Origin of the sequence: Streptomyces sp. NPDC051315 (assembly GCF_044455165.1) — a bacterium.
Classification (GTDB): domain Bacteria; phylum Actinomycetota; class Actinomycetes; order Streptomycetales; family Streptomycetaceae; genus Streptomyces.
The window spans coordinates 45,803-61,666 of sequence record NZ_JBITEN010000001.1; the positions used below are offsets into that span (position 1 = coordinate 45,803).

At 72.3% G+C, this 15,864-nt stretch carries 13 protein-coding genes; 8 read left to right on the top strand and 5 right to left on the bottom strand.

Annotated elements, in window-relative coordinates:
• Nucleotides 1–6: 6 nt before the first annotated feature.
• From ACIBBD_RS00230 to ybaK, 4 genes are all read left to right on the top strand, one after another.
• Nucleotides 7–1,584 (top strand): oxidoreductase, encoded by a 1,578-nt coding sequence (locus ACIBBD_RS00230; protein ID WP_399416974.1) that lies wholly within the window; start codon nt 7–9, stop codon nt 1,582–1,584.
• A gap of 319 nt (nt 1,585–1,903) precedes the next feature.
• Entirely contained in the window at nt 1,904–2,941 is a 1,038-nt protein-coding gene (locus tag ACIBBD_RS00235; RefSeq protein ID WP_399416975.1) for a hypothetical protein, read from the top strand.
• Nucleotides 2,942–2,952: 11 nt separating this feature from the next.
• Nucleotides 2,953–3,693 (top strand): LON peptidase substrate-binding domain-containing protein, encoded by a 741-nt coding sequence (locus ACIBBD_RS00240; RefSeq protein WP_399416976.1) that lies wholly within the window; start codon nt 2,953–2,955, stop codon nt 3,691–3,693.
• Between the two features lie 26 nt (nt 3,694–3,719).
• Nucleotides 3,720–4,223 (top strand): Cys-tRNA(Pro) deacylase, encoded by a 504-nt coding sequence (gene ybaK, locus ACIBBD_RS00245; protein ID WP_399416977.1) that lies wholly within the window; start codon nt 3,720–3,722, stop codon nt 4,221–4,223.
• 275 nt (nt 4,224–4,498) lie between these two features.
• On the opposite strand, the gene ACIBBD_RS00250 is transcribed toward ybaK, so the two are convergent.
• From ACIBBD_RS00250 to ACIBBD_RS00265, 4 genes are all read right to left on the bottom strand, one after another.
• Nucleotides 4,499–5,185, bottom strand: a complete 687-nt coding sequence (locus ACIBBD_RS00250; protein WP_399416978.1) for an AAA family ATPase — start codon at nt 5,183–5,185, stop codon at nt 4,499–4,501.
• Between the two features lie 34 nt (nt 5,186–5,219).
• Nucleotides 5,220–6,044 carry an ABC transporter permease gene (locus ACIBBD_RS00255; protein WP_399416979.1) on the bottom strand — a complete coding sequence of 275 codons (825 nt, stop codon included), beginning with the start codon at nt 6,042–6,044 and terminating at the stop codon, nt 5,220–5,222.
• Between the two features lie 73 nt (nt 6,045–6,117).
• Nucleotides 6,118–7,092 carry an ABC transporter ATP-binding protein gene (locus tag ACIBBD_RS00260; protein ID WP_399416980.1) on the bottom strand — a complete coding sequence of 325 codons (975 nt, stop codon included), beginning with the start codon at nt 7,090–7,092 and terminating at the stop codon, nt 6,118–6,120.
• Between the two features lie 108 nt (nt 7,093–7,200).
• Nucleotides 7,201–8,421 (bottom strand): NYN domain-containing protein, encoded by a 1,221-nt coding sequence (locus tag ACIBBD_RS00265; protein ID WP_399416981.1) that lies wholly within the window; start codon nt 8,419–8,421, stop codon nt 7,201–7,203.
• 224 nt (nt 8,422–8,645) lie between these two features.
• On the opposite strand from ACIBBD_RS00265, the gene ACIBBD_RS00270 reads away from it, so the two are divergent.
• The gene (locus ACIBBD_RS00270) at nt 8,646–8,813 is read left to right on the top strand and encodes a hypothetical protein (protein WP_399416982.1); all 168 of its coding nucleotides are present in this window, start codon (nt 8,646–8,648) and stop codon (nt 8,811–8,813) included.
• Between the two features lie 181 nt (nt 8,814–8,994).
• Here ACIBBD_RS00270 and dnaE read toward each other — a convergent pair whose 3' ends face one another.
• Nucleotides 8,995–12,534, bottom strand: coding sequence for a DNA polymerase III subunit alpha (dnaE, locus tag ACIBBD_RS00275; protein WP_399416983.1), 3,540 nt, complete (start codon nt 12,532–12,534; stop codon nt 8,995–8,997).
• Nucleotides 12,535–12,736: 202 nt separating this feature from the next.
• Between dnaE and ACIBBD_RS00280 the strand changes: the two genes are divergently transcribed.
• The 3 genes from ACIBBD_RS00280 to ACIBBD_RS00290 all read left to right on the top strand — a co-directional run bounded on the left by ACIBBD_RS00280 (nt 12,737) and on the right by ACIBBD_RS00290 (nt 15,818).
• The gene (locus ACIBBD_RS00280) at nt 12,737–14,086 is read left to right on the top strand and encodes a DUF2252 domain-containing protein (RefSeq protein ID WP_399416984.1); all 1,350 of its coding nucleotides are present in this window, start codon (nt 12,737–12,739) and stop codon (nt 14,084–14,086) included.
• Nucleotides 14,087–14,172: 86 nt separating this feature from the next.
• Nucleotides 14,173–14,865, top strand: a complete 693-nt coding sequence (locus ACIBBD_RS00285) for a hypothetical protein (RefSeq protein ID WP_399416985.1) — start codon at nt 14,173–14,175, stop codon at nt 14,863–14,865.
• A 140-nt stretch (nt 14,866–15,005) separates the two neighbouring features.
• A complete protein-coding gene (locus ACIBBD_RS00290; RefSeq protein ID WP_399416986.1) occupies nt 15,006–15,818 on the top strand; it encodes a thioredoxin domain-containing protein in 813 nt (270 codons plus the stop codon).
• The last annotated feature ends 46 nt before the right edge of the window (nt 15,819–15,864 follow it).

Genomic DNA, 15,864 nt, shown 5'->3' on the forward strand with positions numbered 1-15,864 from the left:
AACAGCGTGACGGAGGGGACCGGCTTCCACGCCGGGGACCTGCCGGACGACCTGACAGCCGCCGAGGCCGGCATGTGGCAGGCCTTCCGCAACGGCAGTGTGTACGACCTCAGCAGCGGGGACGCGGTCGTCGACGACCCGCACGGCGGGCATCCGTGGGGCGAGGCGCGGACCGTGCGGGCGCGGATCGTGGCCTGGCTGCTGCTGGACGGGCCGCCCCCACTGGCCGGCCGGGTGTCCTCGCTCAAGCTCGTCGGCGTGCAGATCGACGGCACGCTCGACCTCGCGGGCGGCACGGTCGAGCCTTACCTCGAGCTGAAGCGCTGCCGGTTCGAGCGGGACGTACTGCTGCCGGAGGCGCGGGTGACGACCGTGCGCATGGTGGACTGCTCGGTGCCGCGGCTGGAGGCGGCCCGGCTGCAGACCGAGGGCGACCTGCACCTTCCCCGCTGCCGGTTCCACAACGGCGTCCGGCTCACCGACGCGCACATCGGCACGGACCTGCTGCTCAACCAGGCGATCGTCTACCGCGACCGCACCGGCCGTTCGATCTCCGCCGACGGGCTGACCGTCGGCCAGGACCTCCAGGCGGAGATGCTGGAGTCGCACGGTGAGCTGAGGCTGCGCAGCGCCAAGATCGGCGTCTCACTGAGCCTGCGCGGCGCCCGGCTGACCAACCCGTACACCCGGTTCGCGCTGAACGCGCCCCAGCTGACCGTGGAGCGCTCCCTGTACCTGACCCCGGCCGGCCTCGGCGCCCAGGCGCTGAGCGGCACGACGCCCGCGCGCGGGACGCGCGTCCAGCGCTTCGAGTGCCGGGGCGGGGTGCGGCTGGACGACGGGCGGTTCGGGGACGCCGTCGACCTGGAGCGGGCCCGGTTCGTCTTCACCGATGAGCAGGAGCTCTCGCTGCGCCGGGTGCAGACCCCCGAGCTGCGTTTCCTCGGGGAGCAGCCGCAGCGCGGCAAGGTGGTGCTGTCGGGCGCCCGGGTGGTCAACCTGGTGGACCGCGCGAGCGCCTGGCCGGGCCCCGGCCGCCTGCACATGGGGGGCTTCACCTACGAGAACCTGGTGCCGCAGGGCCCGTTCTCGCTGGCGGAGCGGCTGGAGTGGGTGGCCGCCGCGACCGCCGAGTACAACCCGGAGCCGTACGAGCGGCTGGCGGCGGTGCTGCGGGCCGGCGGGGAGGACGAGGACGCCCGTGAGGTGCTGCTCGCCAAGCAGCGCCGCCGCCGCGAGACGCTGCCGCCGGCCGCGAAGCTCTGGGGGTACGCGCAGGACTGGACGGTCGCCTACGGCTACCGGCCGGGCCGGGCCGCGGTGTGGATGGCGGTGCTGTGGGCGGTGAGCACCGTGGCCTTCGCGCGCGCCGACCATCCGCCGGTCAGCCGCGAGGGGCATCCGCCGTGGAACCCGGCCCTCTTCGCCCTCGATCTCCTGCTGCCGGTGATCGACCTGGGGCAGGCCGGGCAGTGGCGGCTGTACGGCGGCTGGCAGTGGGTGCAGGCGGCGATGATCCTGCTGGGCTGGATCCTGGCGACGACGGTGGCGGCGGGAACGACCCGGCTGCTGCGGCGCAGCTGACACCGGGAGGGCACGGGAGGGCGGCGGCGAGCGGGCCGCCTCGGGGGCTCGTCCCGGCGGGGGGCAGGCCGTCCGAAGGCGCCGGTCCCGGCGGGGGGCAGGCCGTCCGAAGGCGCCGGTCCCGGCGGCGGGAGCAGGCCACCCGAAAGCCGCGCCCCCGGCCGGCGGGCGAGCAGGCCGCCCCAGGGCATCGCCCCGGCGGCGAACAGTTGTCGAACAGTTACCTTTTACCTGTCCTTGACTCGGCGGCGTACAACTTTCCACAGGTTGGCCCCGCCCCCTGGCGCATCGTCCACCTGCGGCTTTCAATGGCAAAACCATGGCTCTGCTGCCCCCCTTCATCCGGGCCTCCCGGACGGTCACGTCCCGGCAGGCGCGGATCGCCGCCCCCCACCCCGTCGCAGGGCTCCCGGCCGACGACGAGGTGCTCCTCGACGTGCCCGACGACCGCCTCGGACCCGCGCTGGTCGCGGCCGGGCGGGGCGGGTACGAGGCCGCCGCGGACCTGCTGGCCGGAACCCGCGAGCGGGCCGAGTGGGAGTACCACGACCGGTACACCCGGCGCCTGGCGTCCTTCGCGGGCGCGCGTCCGGAGTGGTTCGAGGAGTGGCGCGCCGCCGCCCCCCGCCACCCGGACGTCCTGCTGGTCGCCGCCCAGCTCGCGGTGGACCGCGCCTGGCGCTCGCCCGCCCGGGCGGAGCTGCTGCGCGAGGTCAGTCCGCTGATCACGGCGGCCGCGCAGAGCGACGTCCGTGACCCGGTGCCGTGGCGGATCGCCCTGGACCACGCACGCGGGGCGCACGCGGGGCACACGTACTTCCAGGAACTGTGGTCGGCCGCGGTCCGCCGCGCCCCGCACCACTACGGCTGCCATGTGGCCGCCAAGCGCTACCTGGCCGAGTCCTGGCACGGCTCCCACCGCGAGTGCTTCGACTTCGCCGACCGGGCCGCGCAGGACGCCCCGGCGGGCTCGCTCGTGCAGGCGCTGCCGGTGCGGGCGGCCTTCGCCTACCTCACCGACGGCTGCGGCCCCGAGGTGCCGCGCGAGCGCCTCGACGCGGCCGCCGACCGGGCGGTCGACCTCTCCGCCCGCTTCCCGGCCGCCGACCCCTGGCCCGCCGAGATCCGCAACCTGCTGACGTACGTCCTGGTCCGTCTGGAGCGCCGTGAGGAAGCCCTCGTCCAGCTGCGTCTGATCGGCCCGTACGCGACGTCCTTCCCCTGGGGGCGGCTGTCGGACGACCCGCTCGGGCACTTCCTGGCGGTGCGCGAGGGCGTCTGCTCGGGACTGCCCGGGCAGACCCTGGGGCATCCACGGACTGGGCACGGGGAACGGATGTACCCCGGGGACCACTAGGCTTCTGCGCCGTGACCACCGTCCGGCTGCCTCTCTTCCCCCTGAACTCGGTGCTGTTCCCGGGGCTAGTGCTCCCGCTCAACGTCTTCGAGGAGCGTTATCGCGCCATGATGCGCGATCTGCTCAAGTCCCCCGAGGAGGAACCGCGCCGGTTCGCCGTCGTGGCGATCCGCGACGGCCACGAGGTGGCGCCCAGCGCACCGGGGATGCCCGACCCGACGGCGCTGCCCCGGCGCGGTCCGGCCGCCGGCTTCGGCGACGACCCGGCCAAGGCGTTCCACGGGGTCGGGTGTGTCGCCGACGCGGCGACGATCCGGGAGCGGGCCGACGGCACCTTCGAGGTGCTGGCGACCGGGACGACCCGGGTGCGGCTGCTGTCGGTGGACGCCTCGGGCCCCTACCTGACGGCGGAGCTGCAGGAGCTGCCGGAGGAGCCGGGCGACGAGGCGGGCGCGCTCGCGGAGGGCGTGCTGCGGGCCTTCCGCCAGTACCAGAAGCGGCTCGCGGGCGCCCGGGAGCGCTCGCTGACCACCGGGGCGGACCTGCCGGACGAACCGTCGGTGGTGTCGTACCTGGTGGCGGCCGCGATGATGCTCGACACCCCCACCAAGCAGCGGCTGCTCCAGGCCCCGGACACCGCCTCCCGGCTGCGTGACGAGCTGAAACTGCTGCGCGCCGAGACGGCGATCCTGCGTAGCCTGCCCTCGCTGCCCGCGGCGGACCTCACGCGCGGGCCGACGAGTCTCAACTGACGCACACCGAAGGCCCGAGAGCACAGATGGCGAAGAAGTCGAAGAAGCAGCAGCAGTCCGGCGGCACGCCCGCGACCGTCGCCCTCACCGCGGCGGGCGTGGACTTCACGGTCCACGCCTACGACCACGACCCGACCCACCCCTCCTACGGCGAGGAGGCGGCCGAGGCGATGGGCGTCTCCCCCGACCGGGTCTTCAAGACCCTCGTCGCGGACGTCGACGGCACCCTGACCGTGGCGGTGGTCCCGGTCGCCGGCTCGCTGGACCTGAAGGCGCTGGCGTCGGCGGTCGGCGGCAAGCGCGCGGCCATGGCGGACCCGGCCCTGGCGGAACGCACCACGGGCTACGTCCGCGGCGGTATCTCCCCGCTGGGCCAGCGCAAGAAGCTGCCCACGGTCCTCGACGACTCCGCGAGCGCCCACGCCACCATCTGCGTCTCGGCGGGCCGGCGCGGGCTGGAGGTCGAGCTCTCCCCCACCGACCTCGCCGAGCTCACGGACGCGGTCCTGGCCCCCGTCGGGCGCGCCTGACCCGTCGGCAGGGCGCGGCGGGGGCCGCGGGCCGGGGGCCCGTCGGGCGGATCAGGTCGCAGGAGACCGGCGATCACTCATCGGCGCGGGTGAGCGGGGATCGGTGCGTCCAGGCGCACGGAGGAGGGCGTCGACGCGACGGGAGTCCCTCCCGCGCGAGCGCAGCCGAGCGTGGGTGAGCCGGCAGCCGAGCGCTGGGGAGCCGGCGACCGACGACGACTCCGCGGAGGGGCGCGCCGGTCCCTGCCTCTGCGCATGATCCGCCGGACAGGCCCCTAGGAGGGCGGCGCGTCGTACGGCTTGGGGTACGGGCCCTGCTGTCCGTGTCCGTACCCCTCCACATCGCGCGGTCCGAACAGGGCCATGAGGCCGAGGTGTACCGCCAGCGCGGCCACGGGCCAGGCCAGCAGCGCGCCCTTCGCGCCCAGCTTCAGGGGGGCGGAGAACGTCGCGCCCTTGCCCGCCGCCTTCGCCTGGGCGAGCACGTCGTCGACGGAGCCCAGCCACACGCCGAGGCGCCAGGCCACCACGGAGCCGAGCAGGCCGCCCAGGGCCAGCGCCACCACCAGGGGCACGCTCCCGCGGCGCCGCAACACGAACGCCGCCAGCGCGCTCACGGCGCCGAAGGCCAGGGCCAGCAGAGTGAAGATCCCGTCCACACCGATGGCCTGCTCGCCCTCGGTGTCCTTGAAGTAGACGACCCAGTCGCCGTCCACCACGTCCCCGACGAGCGGCACCCGCGGGGCGAGCCACACCCACAGCAGTCCGAGCAGCACCCCGGCGAGCGCGACCAGCACCGTGACCACGGCGGCTTCCCGCAGCTCGGTCCTCATCCCGGGTCCGTCCTGTCCGTACGTGACGTGGGACGCGGCCACACCCGGGTACCCGCCCGGCGCCGACGGCCAGGAGCCGTGGGGGGACGGTTCGTGCGGGGGCGGAGGGGGAGTCAGCGGTGCGGTCACCCTGACATCGTGCCAGGCCCGCCCGAGCGGCGCGTCACCGGACGGCGGCCCGGCGATACGCCCAGGTGGCGACGGCCAGTGACACCACGCCGACGCCCGCGCAGACCGCGAGGTCACCGAGGACGAATGCCCAGTCGGGGCTCGCCCGGAAGGTCCGCGCGAACGCCTCGACGCCGTACGTCGACGGCAGCAGGTCGCGCGTGAAGCGCACCGGCTCCGGCATCCGGTCGGGCGGCAGCACGCCCAGCAGCAGCGCCGCCGACATGCCCAGCTGTCCCAGGACCGTGGCCAGCTCCGGGCGGGGCGCCAGCAGCCCGAAGGCCGCGCCGAGCCCGGACAGCGCGGCACCCGCCAGCGGGATCACCAGCGCCAGCACCCACAGGTGGGTCAGCGGCAGCCCGAACAGCACGCAACCGAAGACGGCCGTCACCAGCGTCCCCGGCACGGTGAAGGACGCGTACGCGCCCGCCGCGCCCAGCACCACGGCGGCGGGCGGAACCGGCAGGGTCGCGTAGTGGTCCAGCCCTCCGCTCGCCCGCAGCTGCCCGAAGTACTGCGCGAGGAGGTTCAGCGCGACGAAGGCGACGACGAGGACCGCCGAACCGGCCACCACGGCCTCCGCCTCCCTGCCGCCGTCCACGACGCCGCGCATCATGACCAGGATGCCGACCGACTGGAAGGTCGCCACGAACAGCAGCGGGATGCGCGCCACGCGCGCGCGGGACAGCTGCGCCCGGTACACGGCCACGAGCGACGGCCACAGCCGCGCGCGCGGCCCCAGCTCGGCCACCGCCCGGGACGGCTGCTCGTCGGCGGCCAGGACGCTGCCCGGCAGAACCTCTGCGGGTACGACACTCACGTCGCGTTGCTCTCCCTCTCGGAGTTCACTCCGTCAGTCGTCCTGTTCGGTACGGATGCGGTGGCCGCCGTGCTCAAACCCTCACCAGCCCCTGCCGCGCGGCGCCGCCCAGCGCCAGGTAGACGTCCTCCAGGCTCGGCGTGGCCAGGGTGAAGTCGTCCAGGGCGGCGAAGGCGGCCCCGCCGGTGACGGTGGCGACGACCGTGCGGGCCTCCTCGGGGGCCAGCCGCAGCGTCCAGCGGCGTCCGGACTCCGCGGCCCGCTCGCGCAGCGCGGCGACCTCGGGCACGTCCAGCGGCGCCCGCTCCCGCCACACCAGCTCCACCCGCACCTCGCCCGCGACCTGCTCCTTGAGCCCGGCGGGCGTGTCACAGGCGATGACCCGGCCCCGGTCGAGGACGGCGACCCGGTCGAGCACGGTCTCCGCCTCGATGACGTTGTGGGTGACGAGGAGCACGGTCGTCCCGCGCTCCGCCCGCCGCCGGTCCACGGCGCCCCACACGGCCCGCCGGGCCACGGGGTCCATGCCCGTGGTCGGCTCGTCCAGCACCAGCAGCGGCCGCTCCCCCACCAGCGCGGTCGCGAAGCAGGCCAGCCGCCGCTGTCCGCCGGACAGCTTCCGCAGCGGCCGCCCGGCGAGCGGGGTGAGCCCGAGTTCCTCCAGCACGGCGTCCCGCTCCCGGCGGGCCTGCCGTACGTCGAGGCCGCGCAGGCGTCCGGTGGTCTCGGCGGCGAGGGAGACGGTGAGGTCGTCGAGGGCGGTGGACTCCTGGCCGAGGTAGGCGAGGATGCGCGCGGCCCGCTCGGGATGGCGCACGATGTCGTGTCCGAGGATCTCCACGCTGCCCGTGTCCGGCCGCATCAGCCCGGTCACCTGCCGGACGAGGGTGGACTTGCCGGCCCCGTTCGGCCCGAGCAGGCCGAAGATTTCACCGCGCCGGACGTCCAGTCGCACGTCGTCGGTGGCGCGTACCTCGGGCGTGGCGGGGGCGCCGCGCCGGCCGCGTACCGCCGGATAGGTCTTGGTCAGGCCGCGCACGGCACACACGACCTCGTCCCTGTGCCGAATTGCCGGTGCCGCGCGCGTACTCACAAGGGACGAGACTACGGGGTCGGCGCCTCCCGCTCGCCGTCGGGGGCGTCCCGGGTGCCCGGTTCAGTCCCCCGCGGGCGCGTGCTCGGCGGCCGTGCGCACGTCGATCTCCCGCCAGAACCCCGCCCGGATGGCGTAGCGGTCGTGCTCGTCGATCTGGTCGTCCTTGTGCGCGAGCAGCCCGAAGCGGGCCGCGTACCGCAGCAGCTCGCCGTCGATGCGGTGCGGGATCCGCGGATACATCCCGGACAGTTTCTGCAGGTGGCTCTGGTCGCCGAGCCGCTCCATCCACCGCCGGGCGAAGACCTGCCCCACCTCGAACGGGTCGCCGCCGACGGTGGTGATGTCCTCCTCGCGGTCGGCCCAGCGCTGCTCGGCCGTGGTGAGCTGGGCGAGCGTGGGCATGGAGGCGGCCTCGGGGGGCTCGGCGGGGGCGCCGGGCCGGTCCACCCAGCCCTTGTCGGAGGACCAGCGCAGGGTGGCGGTCGCGGGGTGCTGGACGGTCTGGGCCCCGGGTGCGCGCAGGGCGGCGAGGTCCTTCGGCGTGGGGACGCCCTTGGGTGCGGGGACCTGTTCCCGCGGGGCGTCGCCGTCGGCCGAGGCGGCGGGCGTGTGCTCGCTCCCCTCGCTCGCGCGTCCGTCCGCGTGGCCGAGTCCCGAGTCGGGCAGCGGCGCGGAGAGGATCGCGGCGATCTCGGGCCGGGGCGCGGGCGGCGGCGCGCAGGTCCCGCCGAGGTCCTTGGCGCGTACGGCCTTGGTGATCCAGGTACGGTCCAGGACGCGCCGTTCGTCGGCCTCGGCGACCAGGTCCTCGGACTGGTTGTAGTCGCCGTCGGCGGCCTGCACGGCCCACAGGTGGACGGCGACGCCGTGTTCCTTGGCGGCCATCATGCCGGGCAGCAGGTCGCCGTCGCCGGTGACGAGGACGACGTCCGAGCAGGCGCGGTTGCGGGCCAGCTCGGTCAGCTCGGCGTGCATGGCGGCGTCGACGCCCTTCTGCGCCCAGCGGCCGTCGCTGCGGGTCAGGGCGCCCAGGCGGACGGTCACCCGGGGCATCACGCGCAGCCGACGGTGCTCGGGCTGGGGGACGCGGTCGGGGGCGCCGTCGAACCAGTAGATGCGCAGCAGGGGCCGTTGCGTGTCGGACTCGGCCTGTTCGCGCAGGCCCTGGACGAGGGCGGAGTGGTCGACGGTGATCCGGGACCGCGACGGCTCTCCCGCCAGGAGGCTCGCGGCGGCCCCCAGCAGATACCCGGCGTCCACCAGGACGATGCAGCGGTCCACACGACTCACCCTCTTCCTGGGAGGTTTGCTTCGGGCCTGCTTCGAGTCTGCCCGACGGCGCGGAGGTTAACGGCCCGAACTCGATCTTCGGCGTGGCGTTTCGGGGGCCGCCCGCTCCGACGCGCCTGTCACAGACGGTAATTATCCGAAATGCGCCGCGTGTCAGCCTATGTGAATCTGGTCCCGGCCCTGGCCCCTAGACCCCCAACAGGAGGCAGATCCCCATGGCCAAGAACAAGAACCGTGACCGTAAGCAGTCGCACGCCGAGCGCACCCCGCAGACGGCGCAGCCGTCGACGATGGAGCCGCAGGACGAGCAGCACGTGACGCAGGTGAACCCCGGTGAGGCCGGCCGCGGCAAGGGCCGCGGCAAGCGCTTCGGTCACAACTAGCATCTGTGTGACGGGCCCTTGAAAGCCCGGCGCATGCCGAGGGGCGCACCCGGTGTCGGGTGCGCCCCTCATGCGTGCGCGCGCTGCGGCCTCTTCGGTGCGGGCACCTCAGCGCAGTACCCGCAGCGTGGGTCCCTCGGTGCGGGAACCTCGGCGTGGGTTGCCCGGTGTGGTCGCTCGCTCAGCCCGCCAGGCAGGACGGGCCGAGCAGCACCTTGAGGTCGCCGAACAGCGCCGGGTCGGGCTTGACCCGGTGCCGGTCGAGGCGGAGCACGGTCGTCTTCGTCGGGCCCTGGAGCCTGATCCGGACCTCGCTGTCGCCCCTGTGGTGGGTGAGGATCTCGCCGAGGCGGCTGACCATCGGCGGGGTGACCTTCACGGCCGGGATGGTCAGGATCACCGGCGCGTTGGTGCCCGCGGTGGACAGGTCCGGGACCATCAGCTCCATCGCGACGAGGCGCGGCACGTCCTCCCGCTTGTCGAGGCGGCCCTTGACGAACACCACGGCGTCCTCGACGAGTTGGGTGGACACCAGCTGGTAGGTCGCCGGGAAGAACATGCACTCGATGGAGCCGGCCAGGTCCTCGACGGTGGCGATCGCCCAGGCGTTGCCCTGCTTGGTCATCTTGCGCTGCAGGCCCGAGATGATGCCGCCGATGGTCACCACCGCGCCGTCCGCGTGCTCGCCTCCGGTGAGCTGGGCGATGCCCGCGTCGGCCTTGTCGGACAGCACGTGCTCCAGGCCGAACAGCGGGTGGTCGGAGACGTACAGACCGAGCATCTCGCGCTCCTGCGCGAGCAGGTACGTCTTCTCCCACTCGTCGGTGGTGAACTCGACGTCGAGGCCGAAGCCGGGCTCGCTGGTCTGCTCCTCGCCCATGCCGCCGAAGAGGTCGAACTGGCCTTCGGCCTCCTTGCGCTTGACCGCGACCACGTTGTCGATCATCGGTTCGTACTGGGCCGTCAGCCCCTTGCGGGTGTGGCCCATCGAGTCGAAGGCGCCGGCCTTGATCAGGGACTCGGTGGTCCGCTTGTTGCAGACGACCGCCTCGACCTTGTCCAGGTAGTCCGGGAAGGAGGCGTACTTCCCCTTCGCCTTGCGGGTCCTGATGATCGACTCGACGACGTTGGTGCCGACGTTGCGGACGGCGGAGAGGCCGAAGAGGATCACGTCGTCGCCCTGGGCGGCGAAGTTCGCCTCGGACTCGTTGACGTTCGGCGGGAGCACCTTGATGCCCATGCGCCGGCACTCGTTGAGGTAGACGGCCGACTTGTCCTTGTCGTCCTTGACGGACGTCAGCAGCGCGGCCATGTACTCGGCGGGGTGGTTCGCCTTCAGGTACGCGGTCCAGTACGACACCAGTCCGTACGCGGCGGAGTGCGCCTTGTTGAAGGCGTAGCCGGCGAAGGGGACCAGCACGTCCCACAGGGCCTGGATGGCCTCGTCGCTGTAGCCGTTCTTCTGGGCGCCGGCCTGGAAGATGGTGAAGTTCTTCGCCAGTTCGTCGGGCTTCTTCTTGCCCATCACGCGGCGGAGGATGTCGGCCTCGCCGAGCGAGTAGCCGGCGATGATCTGGGCGGCCTTCTGCACCTGCTCCTGGTAGACGATCAGGCCGTAGGTGACGTCCAGGACCTCCTTGAGCGGCGCCTCCAGCTCGGGGTGGATCGGCGTGATCTCCTGCTGCCCGTTCTTGCGCAGCGCGTAGTTCGTGTGGGAGTTCATGCCCATCGGGCCCGGCCGGTACAGGGCCGACACGGCGGAGATGTCCTCGAAGTTGTCCGGCTTCATCAGGCGCAGCAGGGAGCGCATGGGGCCGCCGTCGAACTGGAAGACGCCGAGGGTGTCGCCGCGCTGGAGCAGCTCGAAGGTCGTGGGGTCGTCGAGCGGGAGGCTCAGGAGATCGATGTCGATCCCCTTGTTGGCCTTCACCATCTTGACGGCGTCGTCCATGATCGTGAGGTTGCGCAGGCCCAGGAAGTCCATCTTCAGCAGGCCGAGCGACTCACAGCTCGGGTAGTCCCACTGCGTGATGGTCACGCCGTCGGTGTGCCTCACCCAGACCGGGACGTGGTCGGTGATGGTCTCGCTGGACATGATCACGCCGGCCGCGTGCACGCCCATCTGCCGGACCAGTCCCTCGACGCCCTTGGCGGTGTCGATGACCTTCTTCACGTCCGGTTCGTTCTCGTACATCGCCCGGACCTCGCCCGCCTCCGAGTAGCGGGGGTGGCTGGGGTCGGTGATGCCGGAGAGCGGGATGCCCTTGCCGAGGACGTCGGCGGGCATGGCCTTGGTGATGCGGTCGCCCATCGCGTACGGGTAGCCCAGCACGCGCGCGGAGTCCTTGATGGCGTTCTTGGCCTTGATGGTGCCGTACGTGCCGATCATGGCGACCTTGTCGGCGCCGTACTTCTCGGTCACGTACCGGATCACCTCGACGCGCCGACGCTCGTCGAAGTCGATGTCGACATCGGGCATGGAGACGCGCTCGGGGTTGAGGAACCGCTCGAAGATCAGGCCGTGCGGGATCGGGTCGAGGTCGGTGATGCCCAGGGCGTAGGCGACGATCGAGCCGGCCGCGGAGCCTCGGCCGGGGCCGACGGCGATGCCGTTGTTCTTGGCCCACATGATGAAGTCGGCGACCACGAGGAAGTAGCCCGGGAACCCCATCTGGATGATGACGTCCATCTCGTACTCGACCTGCTTCTGCCGGTCCTCGGGGATGCCGCCGGGGAAGCGGCGCTCCATGCCGCGGCGGACCTCCTCCTTGAACCAGGTGACCTCGGTGTAGCCCTCCGGGATGTCGAACTTCGGCATGAGGTCGCGCTTCTCGAACATGCCCGTGGTGTCGATCTGCTCGGCCACCAGGAGCGTGTTGCGGCAGCCCTCCTGCCAGGCGTCCGAGGAGTCGATGGCGTACATCTCGTCCGTGGACTTCAGGTAGTAGCCGGTGCCGTCGAACTTGAAGCGGTCGGGGTCGGAGAGGTTCTTGCCGGTCTGGATGCACAGCAGGGCGTCGTGCGCCCCCGCCTCGTGCGCGTACGTGTAGTGCGAGTCGTTGGTCACCAGGGGCGGGATGCCGAGCTTCCTGCCGATGTCGAGGAGGCCGTCGCGGACGCGGCGCTCGATCTCGATGCCGTGGTCCATCAGCTCCAGGAAGTAGCGGTCCTTGCCGAAGATGTCCTGGTAGTCGGCGGCCGCCTTCAGGGCCTCGTCGTACTGGCCGAGACGCAGCCGGGTCTGGAGCTCGCCGGAGGGGCAGCCGGTGGAGGCGATGAGCCCCTCCGACCACTGGGCGATGGTCTCCTTGTCCATACGGGGCCACTTCTGCAGCCAGCCCTCGGCGTACGCGTCCGAGGAGAGGCGGAAGAGGTTGTGCAGGCCCGTCTTGTCCGCCGCCCAGATCGTCTTGTGGGTGTAACCACCGGAACCGGAGACGTCGTCCTTCTTCTGGTGCGGCTGGCCCCACTGGATCTTGCGCTTGTTGCGCCGGGACTCGGGGGCGACATAGGCCTCGATCCCGATGATGGGGGTGATTCCGGCCTTCTTCGCGGAGTGGAAGAAGTCGTACGCCCCGTGGAGGTTGCCGTGGTCGGACATGGCGATGTGCGTCATGCCCATCTCGTTGCAGGCGTCGAACATGTCCTTCAGCCGCGCGGCACCGTCCAGCAGCGAGTACTGGGTGTGGACGTGCAGGTGCGTGAACGGCGGCTTTGACACGTGGCCTCCAAGGGAAACGCTCGACGACGGGCCGGCGGACAGTCCGGGGGTCAGCGTCGAAGTCTATGCCTCGGGACTGACACTCGGCGGGCTCCCCCGCGTACCTTCACAGCGGGGGGTCGCGGGCACTTTCACGCGCGCCCGCCCGTTGGAGACGACAGAAACGCTGTCGTACACGTCATGCACCAGGAGGCACCCCGCGATGTCGGTCCCGCAGCTCAACGACGAGCCTCGCGGCGAGGAGATCCTCGCTGTCTTCGACACCGCCTTCGGCGCGCTCCTGGCCGCCGACCCGGCCGCGTTCCGCGTGAAGTTCCGGAAGATGGCGGCCTCGGCGTTCGCGTTCTACCGGGGCACGGCGTGCCTCTTCTACCACGACCTCGACGCGGCAAGCGCGGGGCGCGACGGCGGACGGATACCCAGCGGTCCGTACCTGGACGACCGCACCTCGCGCGTGTGGATCCACGGTGACCTGCACGCGGAGAACTTCGGCACGTACATGGACGCCAACGGCCGCCTGATCTTCAACGTCAACGACTTCGACGAAGCCTACGTCGGTCCCTTCACCTGGGACCTCAAGCGGTTCTCCGCCTCGATCGCCCTCATCGGGTACGCGAAGGCGCTCGGCGACGACCAGATCACCGACCTGGTGGAGGTGTACGCGGGCGCGTACCGCGAGCGGATCCACGCGCTGGCCACCGGCGCCAAGAGCGACGAGGTGCCGCCGTTCACGCTGGACACGGCCCAGGGCCCGCTGCTGGACGCGCTGCGGGTCGCCCGCTCCCTGACCCGCTTCGGGCTGCTGGACTCCATGACCGAGATCCGCGACTTCGAGCGCCGCTTCGCGCCGGGCGGCGGCTCCATCGAGCTGGACGCGGCCACCCGCTACAAGGTGCTGGCGGCCTTCGACGGCTACCTGGAGACGCTGCCGGAGACCTCGCTGGCCCGCCCGGACTCCTACCGCGTGAAGGACGTCGTCGGCCGCCGGGGCATCGGCATCGGGTCCGCCGGCCTGCCGTCCTACAACATCCTGCTCGAGGGCCACAGCGACGCCCTGGAGAACGACGTCGTGATCTACATCAAGCAGGCCCAGACCCCGGCCGTCTCCCGGCACATCTGCGAGCAGGCGATCCGCGACTACTTCCAGCACGAGGGGCACCGCACGGTCATCTCGCAGCGCGCCCTGCAGGCGCACGCCGACCCGTGGCTGGGCTGGACGGAGCTGGACGGCGCGGGCCAGCTGGTCGCCGAGGTCTCGCCGTACGCCGTGGACCTGGACTGGAGCGACATCGACGACCCGGAGGAGATCGCGGCCGTCGTCGCCGACCTGGGGCGGGCCACGGCCGCGATGCACGCGGCGGCGGACGACACCTCCGGCGAGTCCCTGGTGCCGTTCTCCACCGAGCGGGCCATCGACGCGGCCATCGCCGCCGACGAGGAGGGCTTCGCGCCCCTGCTGGTGGACTTCGCGCACACCTACGGAGCACGCGCGCGTGCGGACCACCAGATCTTCGTCGACCTCTTCCGCAACGGCCGGATCCCGGGCCTGTGACGGGATCGCCGACGGATAACGAATAGAGCTCGCACCGCGACCCTTTAGGGGTCTCTTACAGGAGCGCGTGACACACTTCCTCCGCTATGGACATATCCGGGACCCGACTCAGAGCCGTGCGCGCGGCGCTGTTCACGGCCTTCGTCGTGACGCTCAGCACCGCGTCCCACGTGCTGCTGTCCCGGGCCCCGCTGCCGCTCAACACGGTGGCCGCCGTCGCGGCCGCCGTGTTCGTCCTCGCGTACGCCCTCGCGGGCCGCGAGTGCGGCTTCGGGCGGATCGCCGCCCTGCTGATACCGCTGGAGCTGGCGGCCGACACGGTCTTCACCACCGGCCAGCACGTCTGCTACGGCCGGGCGGGCGGCCCGGTGGCCGGCCCGCTGGCCTCGGTCGGCTGGGACGTGCTGTGCGGCGACGGCACCCCGGTCGGGACGCCGCTGGCCCAGGTCACCGGCACCGACACCGACCGGCTCGGCGGACTTCTCGCCCACGCCGACCCGGCCACCGCCTGGCTGCTGCTCGGCGCCCACGTCGGCGTCGGCCTGGTGGCCGCCGCCTGGCTGCGCCGGGGCGAGCGGGCACTGGCCCAGCTGCTGCGGGCGGCCGCGGCGACCACCTTCCGGCCGCTGCTGCTGGCCGTCGCCGCCGTGACCGTACGACGCGCCCCGGCGGCCCGCCGCCTGCCGCGGCCCACGCGCCGTACGGTCGCCGTCCGCGACCGGATCCTCGTGCACTCCCTGGGCCGGCGTGGACCGCCGCTCGCGATCGCCCTCGTCTGAGCGGCATCCCGCGTCGCCTCAGCGGCCCCGGAGAGCACGGCCGGCCCTCGAGCACGGCCTGCCCCCCCCCGTGAGCACGACCAGCCCCCACACACGTATTCCGCGCACACCTGTGCGCGTCCCACATGGAGAACACCCACATGAGCAAGCGGAACAGCCAGGCGGCGAAGACGGCGGCCCGGGAGCGGCTGCGCCTCGAACGCGAGCGCCAGGCCAAGCGGGCGAAGATCAAGCGCCAGATCATCGTCGCCTGCTCGGTCGTCGGCGTCCTGGCGGCGGCGGGCGGCATAGGTTACGCCGTCGTCCAGGCCAACAAGCCCTCCTACTGGGAGGAGGCCGAGAACGCCAAGCTGGTCAAGCCGGCCAACACCACCGGCGAGAACGGCACGACCGTCGTCATCGGCAAGAGCACCGCCAAGAAGACCCTCGTGATGTACGAGGACCCGCGCTGCCCCGTCTGCGCCCAGTTCGAGCAGACCGTCGGCTCGACGGTGAAGGCCGACTACGACGCCGGCAAGTACAAGGTCCAGTTCGTCGGCGCCACCTTCCTCGACCGCAGCCTGACCGGCGAGGGCTCCAAGAACGCGCTGAGCGCCCTGGGCGCCGCCCTGAACGTCAGCCCCGAGGCGTTCCTCGAGTACAAGACCGCGCTGTACTCGGCGAAGTGGCACCCCGAGGAGTCCGACGACAAGTTCAAGGACGACAGCTACCTCATCAAGGTGGCGGACACCGTCGCCGCCCTCAAGGGCAACACCAAGTTCCAGACCGCCGTGAAGGACGGCACCTTCGACAGGTGGGCGCTGGAGATGTCCGCGACGTTCGACGACAGCGGTGTCTCCGGCACCCCGACGCTGAAGATGGACGGCAAGACGCTGACCGGCTCCGACGGCAAGAACGCGCCGATGACGGTCGCCGACTTCAACACCGCGGTCGCGGCGGCCCTCAAGGCCTGATCGGCTCCGACCCGGCCGTGACCCGGGCCTGATCCGGGTGGGGCCC